This window comes from Klebsiella sp. 10982, from assembly GCF_048589245.1.
GTDB classification, from domain to species: domain Bacteria; phylum Pseudomonadota; class Gammaproteobacteria; order Enterobacterales; family Enterobacteriaceae; genus Klebsiella; species Klebsiella quasivariicola.
Map to the genome: position 1 here is coordinate 25,920 of NZ_JBMAXV010000044.1, position 8,352 is coordinate 34,271.

The 8,352-nt window shown below is 52.5% G+C and carries 7 protein-coding genes; all 7 read right to left on the reverse strand.

From position 1 onward, the window contains the following. Positions 1-53 precede the first annotated feature (53 nt). The gene (gene rpoB / locus ACKLKD_RS23480; protein ID WP_025713260.1) at positions 54-4,082 is read right to left on the reverse strand and encodes a DNA-directed RNA polymerase subunit beta; all 4,029 of its coding nucleotides are present in this window, start codon (positions 4,080-4,082) and stop codon (positions 54-56) included. 324 nt (positions 4,083-4,406) lie between these two features. Next, the gene (rplL, locus tag ACKLKD_RS23485) at positions 4,407-4,772 is read right to left on the reverse strand and encodes a 50S ribosomal protein L7/L12 (RefSeq protein WP_002884142.1); all 366 of its coding nucleotides are present in this window, start codon (positions 4,770-4,772) and stop codon (positions 4,407-4,409) included. A gap of 66 nt (positions 4,773-4,838) precedes the next feature. Next, a complete protein-coding gene (rplJ, locus tag ACKLKD_RS23490) occupies positions 4,839-5,336 on the reverse strand; it encodes a 50S ribosomal protein L10 (protein ID WP_001207203.1) in 498 nt (165 codons plus the stop codon). Between the two features lie 413 nt (positions 5,337-5,749). Further along, positions 5,750-6,454 carry a 50S ribosomal protein L1 gene (rplA, locus tag ACKLKD_RS23495; protein ID WP_002884036.1) on the reverse strand — a complete coding sequence of 235 codons (705 nt, stop codon included), beginning with the start codon at positions 6,452-6,454 and terminating at the stop codon, positions 5,750-5,752. 3 nt (positions 6,455-6,457) lie between these two features. After that, the gene (rplK, locus tag ACKLKD_RS23500; protein WP_002884034.1) at positions 6,458-6,886 is read right to left on the reverse strand and encodes a 50S ribosomal protein L11; all 429 of its coding nucleotides are present in this window, start codon (positions 6,884-6,886) and stop codon (positions 6,458-6,460) included. A gap of 156 nt (positions 6,887-7,042) precedes the next feature. Continuing rightward, positions 7,043-7,588: a transcription termination/antitermination protein NusG gene (nusG, locus tag ACKLKD_RS23505; protein ID WP_001287521.1), complete on the reverse strand. Its 546-nt coding sequence runs from the start codon at positions 7,586-7,588 to the stop codon at positions 7,043-7,045. A 1-nt stretch (position 7,589) separates the two neighbouring features. Further along, complete coding sequence (gene secE / locus ACKLKD_RS23510; protein ID WP_002883772.1) at positions 7,590-7,973, reverse strand: preprotein translocase subunit SecE; 384 nt, start codon at positions 7,971-7,973, stop codon at positions 7,590-7,592. Positions 7,974-8,352: the final 379 nt, after the last annotated feature.

An 8,352-nucleotide genomic window follows, 5' to 3' on the forward strand; every position in this document is an offset into this window, starting at 1 on the left:
CACATTCCGCTGCCGGGGGTTAACCCGGCAGCAGTGACCTGTTTGAGCGAGAATTACTCGTCTTCCAGTTCGATGTTGATGCCCAGCGAGCGAATTTCTTTCAACAGTACGTTGAAGGATTCCGGCATGCCCGGTTCCATCTGGTGATTGCCGTCCACGATGTTTTTATACATCTTGGTACGACCGTTCACGTCATCAGACTTAACGGTGAGCATTTCCTGCAGGGTGTAGGCCGCGCCGTATGCTTCCAGCGCCCACACTTCCATCTCACCGAAGCGCTGACCACCGAACTGCGCCTTACCACCCAGCGGCTGCTGAGTAACCAGGCTGTAAGAACCGGTGGAACGCGCGTGCATTTTGTCGTCGACCAGGTGGTTCAGTTTCAGCATGTACATGTAACCCACGGTTACCGGACGCTCGAACTGCTCACCGGTGCGGCCGTCAAACAGGGTGATCTGACCGGAAGTCGGCAGGTCGCCCAGCTGCAGCAGCGCTTTAATTTCCGCTTCTTTCGCACCGTCGAACACCGGCGTTGCGATCGGCATACCTTTACGCAGGTTTTCAGCCAGACGCAGAACTTCTTCATCGCTGAAGGTATTCAGGTCAACTTTCTGACGAACGTCAGCACCCAGATCGTAGGCACGCTGGATGAACTCGCGCAGTTTCGCGACTTCCTGCTGCTGTTTCAGCATGGCGTTGATCTTATCGCCGATGCCTTTCGCAGCCATACCCAGGTGAGTTTCCAGGATCTGACCGATGTTCATACGAGACGGTACGCCCAGCGGGTTCAGTACGATATCTACCGGCGTACCGTTAGCATCGTGCGGCATATCTTCGATCGGGTTGATCTTAGAGATAACACCCTTGTTACCGTGACGACCTGCCATCTTGTCACCAGGCTGGATACGGCGTTTAACGGCCAGGTATACCTTAACAATCTTCAGCACGCCCGGTGCCAGATCGTCGCCTTGGGTGATTTTACGGCGTTTCGCTTCGAGTTTTTTCTCGAACTCGTGTTTCAGTTCGTCGTACTGCTCAGCCAGCTGTTCCAGCTGATTTTGTTTCTCTTCGTCGGTCAGGCCCAGTTCCAGCCAGCGATCGCGCGGCAGTTTGTCGAGCTTCTCAGCTTCAACGCCACCGGCAACCAGCACGGCATAGATACGGCTGAACAGACCAGCTTCGAGGATCTGCAGTTCTTCAGACAGGTCTTTTTTAGCCTGCTTCAGCTGCATCTCTTCGATCTCAAGAGCACGCTTGTCTTTTTCTACGCCGTCACGGGTAAACACCTGAACGTCGATAACGGTACCAGAGACACCGTTCGGTACGCGCAGAGAAGAGTCTTTAACGTCAGACGCTTTCTCACCGAAGATCGCGCGCAGCAGTTTCTCTTCCGGCGTCAGCTGGGTCTCGCCTTTCGGGGTTACCTTACCAACCAGAATGTCGCCGCCGGTCACTTCCGCACCGATATAAACGATACCGGATTCATCCAGTTTGGAGAGCGCAGCTTCACCCACGTTCGGGATATCAGCGGTGATCTCTTCCGGCCCCAGCTTGGTGTCACGGGACACGCATGCCAGTTCCTGAATGTGGATGGTGGTGAAACGGTCTTCCTGGACCACACGCTCGGATACGAGGATGGAGTCTTCGAAGTTGTAGCCGTTCCACGGCATGAACGCTACGCGCATGTTCTGACCCAGCGCCAGTTCACCGAGGTCGGTGGACGGGCCGTCGGCCAGGACGTCGCCGCGTTCAATGGGTTCGCCCAGGGACACGCAAGGCATCTGGTTGATGCAGGTGTTCTGGTTAGAACGGGTGTACTTGGTCAGGTTATAGATGTCGATACCTGCTTCGCCCGGGTACATCTCGTCTTCGTTAACTTTGATAACGATACGGGAAGCATCCACGTACTGAACGGTACCGCCACGTTTAGCCACCGCAGTAACACCGGAGTCAACGGCAACAGCACGTTCCATACCGGTACCAACCAGCGGCTTATCAGCGCGCAGAGTCGGAACCGCCTGACGTTGCATGTTCGCACCCATCAATGCACGGTTGGCGTCATCGTGTTCCAGGAACGGGATCAGGGACGCACCGACGGATACCACCTGCTGGGTGGATACGTCCATGTAGTCAACCTGGTCGCGGCTGAACAAGCTGGATTCGCCTTTACTACGGCAGGTAACCAGATCTTCAACAAAGTGGCCTTCGTCATCCAGGTTGGAGTTCGCCTGAGCGATGACGTAGTTACCTTCTTCGATAGCAGACAGGTAATGAATTTCGTCGGTAACAACACCGTCGGTCACTTTACGATACGGGGTCTCAAGGAAACCGTATTCGTTAGTCTGTGCGTACACGGACAGGGAGTTGATCAGACCGATGTTCGGACCTTCAGGCGTTTCGATTGGACATACGCGACCATAGTGAGTCGGGTGTACGTCTCGAACTTCGAAGCCTGCGCGTTCACGGGTCAGACCGCCTGGGCCGAGTGCGGAGATACGACGTTTGTGCGTAATCTCAGACAGCGGGTTGTTCTGGTCCATAAACTGGGACAGCTGGCTGGAACCAAAGAACTCTTTCACTGCTGCGGAAATCGGCTTGGCGTTGATCATATCCTGAGGCATCAGGGTATCCAGATCGCCCAGAGACAGACGCTCTTTCACCGCACGCTCTACACGCACCAGGCCAACGCGGAACTGGTTTTCCGCCATTTCACCAACGGAACGGATACGACGGTTGCCGAGGTGGTCGATATCATCGACTTCGCCTTTACCGTTACGGATATCGATGAGCTTCTTCATCACTTCGATGATGTCGTCTTTGCTCAGGATACCGGAACCTTCAATTTCGTCACGCAGCAGCGAACGGTTGAACTTCATACGACCAACCGCGGACAGATCGTAGCGGTCTTCGGAGAAGAACAGGTTCTCGAACAGACTTTCAGCGGCTTCACGAGTCGGCGGCTCACCAGGGCGCATCATACGGTAGATTTCTACCAGCGCGCTCAGACGATCGTTAGTCGGGTCGACGCGTACCGTTTCAGAGATGTACGGGCCGTGGTCCAGATCGTTGGTGAACAGCGTTTCGATACGCTTGTGGCCAGACTGGCTCAGCTTAGCCAGCAGATCCAGGCTCAGCTCCATGTTCGCCGGGCAGATCAGTTCGCCAGTCGCTTCATCGATATAGTCTTTAGCCGCCACTTTGCCCGCGATGTATTCAACCGGCACTTCGATATGCTTGATATCGTCTTTTTCCAGCTGACGGATGTGACGCGCCGTGATGCGACGACCTTTCTCAACGTACACTTTACCGTTGGCTTCGATATCGAAGGAGGCGGTTTCACCGCGCAGACGCTCCGGAATCAGCTCCATCTGCAGCTTGTTGTCGCGAATTTCAAAGACCACTTTTTCGAAGAACAGGTCAAGGATCTGCTCAGTGGTGTAATTCAGCGCGCGCAGGATGATGGTAGCCGGCAGCTTACGACGACGGTCGATACGAACGAACAGGTTGTCTTTCGGGTCGAATTCGAAGTCCAGCCAGGAACCGCGGTAAGGAATGATACGTGCGTTATACAGGACCTTACCGGAAGAGTGGGTCTTACCTTTGTCACTGTCAAAGAAGACGCCCGGGCTACGGTGCAGCTGAGAAACGATAACACGCTCGGTACCGTTGATGACAAAGGTACCGTTGTCGGTCATGAGCGGGATTTCGCCCATGTAGACTTCTTGTTCTTTGATGTCTTTGACGGTGCCTTCCGGCGCTTCACGCTCGTAGATCACCAGACGCAGTTTTACACGCAGCGGTGCAGAATAAGTCACGCCACGGATCTGACATTCTTTAACATCAAAAACCGGTTCGCCCAGACGGTAGCTGACGTATTGCAGCTCGGAATTACCGCTGTAGCTCTGAATCGGGAATACGGAACGGAAAGCAGCTTCCAGACCATACTGCCCTTCAGGATCTTGCTCGATAAACTTCTGGAACGAGTCAAGCTGGATAGAAAGGAGATATGGAACATCCAGAACTTGTGGACGTTTACCAAAATCCTTACGAATACGTTTTTTCTCGGTATAGGAGTAAACCATAGGGTTCCTCAGCTCGCTGACAAGTCGACCCATCTGCCCGCAGAGGGCAGTTTTTTATGCAACACTATTTTGTTGACCGGAAAATGGAACACTTTCCGCAATGCCTGTTGCTATCACGCTTAAACCATTTCATTGCGATTTACACAGCCCAGGAACCCTAACCTGTCGCAGTATATTAAGTCGTCGATAGAAACAAGCATTGAGAGGCAAACCAGTAGTCAAACAGCGTGAAACGCTACTGGCGCCTTACAGCGCAAAAAGGCTGGTGACCAAAAAGTCACCAGCCTCAGCCTGATTTCTCAGGCTGCAACCGGAAGGGTTGGCTTATTTAACTTCAACTTCAGCGCCAGCTTCTTCCAGAGATTTTTTCAGAGCTTCAGCGTCGTCTTTGCTGATGCCTTCTTTCAGTGCAGCCGGAGCAGATTCTACCAGGTCTTTAGCTTCTTTCAGACCCAGGCCAGTTGCGCCACGTACTGCTTTGATAACAGCAACTTTGTTAGCGCCAGCAGCTTTCAGAATTACGTCGAATTCAGTTTTTTCTTCAGCAGCTTCAACCGGGCCAGCAGCTACAGCTACAGCAGCAGCAGCGGAAACACCGAATTTTTCTTCCATTGCAGAGATCAGCTCAACAACGTCCATTACGGACATAGCGGATACTGCTTCAATGATTTGATCTTTAGTGATAGACATTTAAATTGTTCCTGAATATCAGAATAAGTTTATACGTAAGCGAATGCTTTACAAAGATAACTGCGATTAAGCAGCTTCTTTCGCATCGCGTACAGCAGCCAGAGTACGAACCAGTTTGCCAGCCGAAGCTTCTTTCATGGTTGCCATCAGGCGTGCAATTGCTTCTTCGTAGGTCGGCAGAGTTGCCAGGCGGTCGATCTGCGACGCCGGGATCAGCTCACCTTCAAAGGCAGCGGCTTTGACCTCAAATTTTGCATTCGCTTTCGCGAACTCTTTGAACAGACGAGCAGCAGCGCCCGGGTGTTCCATAGAGTATGCAATCAGGGTCGGACCAACAAACGTGTCTTTCAGGCACTCGAACTGAGTACCTTCAACGACGCGGCGCAGCAGGGTGTTACGAACAACACGCATGTATACGCCAGCTTCACGACCTGCTTTACGCAGTTCAGTCATTTTATCTACAGTTACGCCACGGGAATCCGCAACTACTGCAGACAGCGCGCCTTTGGCTACTTCGCTGACTTCAGCAACAATCGCTTGTTTGTCTTGAAGATTTAAAGCCATTAGCTTTGCTCCTGGATGTTTGCCAGAGCCTATGCTCTGGAACTCACTTCACTCAATTCAACGAAAAGAGCGTCTAAATACGGTGAGCAGAAACAAGCCAGAATATCCAAAAATAATCTTAGCGTTCTGTCACCGTCTACGCAGGGGATTAAGTTTCTTGCGAAACACCTGCGGTCTTCGACGGAGGCCTGGATAGGCCAGGCTCCAACGAACAAATTCTTCCTATGCCTTCGTTCTTCGAACCGCAGCGGCGTTAGCTGCTCTCGTTCACACCGGTCATGTAGTTAACTACACTCCCGGTGATTCACCCGATTGCTGCCTTGCTGCAATTCAAATGACTCGCATAGCGTCTGTCTTATTGACAGAATCGTGGGGGTAAGATTGTAGACAAAATCACCGCCCACGTAAAGGCATTAGTTTGCAGAAGCGTTCAGGCCAGCCTGATCTACTGCAACACCTGCACCCATGGTGGTGGAGATGCTAACTTTCTTGATGTACACGCCTTTCGCCTGAGTCGGTTTTGCTTTTTTCAGCGCAACCAGCAGAGCTTCCAGGTTTTCTTTCAGTTTGTCAGCGTCAAAGTCCACTTTACCGATGGTGGTGTGGATGATGCCGTTTTTGTCGTTACGGTAACGAACCTGACCTGCTTTCGCGTTTTTAACCGCTTCAGCAACGTTCGGCGTTACGGTACCTACTTTCGGGTTCGGCATCAGGCCACGCGGACCCAGAACCTGACCCAGCTGGCCAACAACGCGCATTGCATCCGGGGAAGCAATAACAACGTCAAAGTTCATTTCGCCTTTTTTGATCTGCTCAGCCAGATCTTCCATACCTACCAGCTCAGCGCCTGCAGCTTTAGCAGCTTCAGCGTTTGCGCCCTGGGTAAATACGGCTACGCGAACGGAACGGCCAGTACCGTGCGGCAGTACAGTTGCGCCACGGACGTTCTGGTCAGATTTACGCGCGTCGATGCCGAGGTTAACGGCAACGTCTACGCTTTCGGTAAATTTAGCGGTGGCCAGCTCTTTCAGCAGAGCGATGGCTTCGTTGATGTCGTACTGTTTAGTTGCATCAACTTTCTCACGGATCACGCGCATGCGCTTGGTCAGTTTAGCCATTTCTTAGTCCTCCACTACCAGGCCCATGGAACGTGCAGTACCTTCGATGGAGCGAGTCATCGCTTCAATGTCGGCACCAGTCATGTCGGCAGCTTTGGTCTGCGCGATTTCCTGCAGCTGAGCGCGGGAGATTTTACCCACTTTATCTTTGTTCGGCTTACCGGAACCAGACTTGATGCCTGCAGCTTTCTTCAGCAGAACAGCAGCCGGCGGAGTCTTGGTAACAAAGGTAAAGGAACGGTCAGCGTAAACGGTGATAACAACCGGGATCGGCAGACCTTTCTCCAGGGAATCAGTTTTGGCGTTGAACGCTTTGCAGAATTCCATGATGTTCACGCCCTGCTGACCCAGTGCTGGGCCGACCGGCGGGCTCGGGTTCGCCATACCAGCTGCAACCTGCAGCTTGACGTAGGCTTGGACTTTCTTAGCCATTCTTAAATCCTCAAATTGGGTATTAACGCTTCAGAGAAGCTCCCCGTGATTAAACATCGTTTTACGGGCCGGGCCCATAAAAACAAAAGGCGCGAAATTGTATGCCAATTTCGCGCCCTATGCAACGATTAAATCGCTGCTTTTTTGATCGCCGGCTTACGCCTTCTCAACCTGGCTGAAGTCCAGTTCTACCGGGGTCGCGCGACCGAAGATAGAAACGGAAACTTTCAGGCGAGACTTCTCGTAGTCCACTTCTTCAACCACGCCGTTAAAGTCAGCGAACGGACCGTCGTTAACACGAACCATTTCACCCGGTTCAAACAGCGTTTTCGGACGCGGCTTATCGCCAACCTGCTGCAGGCGGTTCATGATAGCGTCGACTTCTTTGTCGCTGATCGGCGCCGGACGGTCAGAGGTGCCGCCGATGAAGCCCATCACGCGCGGTACGCTGCGCACCAGGTGCCAGCTTGCGTCGTTCATGACCATCTGAACAAGGACATAGCCCGGGAAGAATTTACGTTCGCTTTTGCGACGCTGACCGCCACGGATCTCAACCACTTCTTCAGTCGGAACCATGACTTCGCCAAACAACTCTTCCATGTTGTGTAATTTGATATGTTCACGCAGCGACGTGGCTACGCGACCTTCAAAACCGGAAAACGCCTGAACGACGTACCAGCGCTTTTTAGGAGCTTCAGACATCTCAGAACCTCAGGCCAGTGATAAAGGAGACCAGGCGAACCAGAATACCATCCAGTCCCCACAGGATCAGTGACATTACTGCAGTCACGGCAGCAACAATCAGCGTAGTATGCAGCGTTTCCTGGCGAGTCGGCCAAATCACTTTACGAACTTCGGTTCTCGCTTCGCGAGCAAAAGCAACGGTCGCCTTACCTTTCGTCGTCAACAGCGCGACGCCACCGGCAGCAGCAATAAGAATAACCACGGCCAGCGCACGCACCGCCAGCATAATGTCGCGATAAAGGAAGTTGCCCACGATCGCCACGATCAGCAGCACGGCAACGATAATCCACTTCATCGCTTCCAGGCCGCGCCCGCTCCCTTGAGCTTCGGTATTCGCACTCATAAACCAACCTGTCAGAAGTATTCTACAAACAATTTCACCCCGCGGGGGCGAGGCGATCCAAACCGAAATTAAGTTTCGGATTATACACTTAACTATTCAAATTGCTTCAATGTTGACGGTCGTGTCACCCCTGCCCTGCTGTTGCAAAAAAGGAGTTGATTGGCCGTCGCCCTGACGCTCGAATGGTTTGGTGTATAAACGCCCTCTTCAGAGCCTGTCTCAGCAATGATTATGACAAATAAAATCACTGATGAGCCAGGTTCTGGTGTGAAAGCGTGCAAAAAGGGCATCAAATGATGCCCTTTTATTGCGCATTGCGTCAAATGTTATCAGCAATTAGCCGAGAACTTTAGCAACCACGCCCGCGCCAACGGTACGA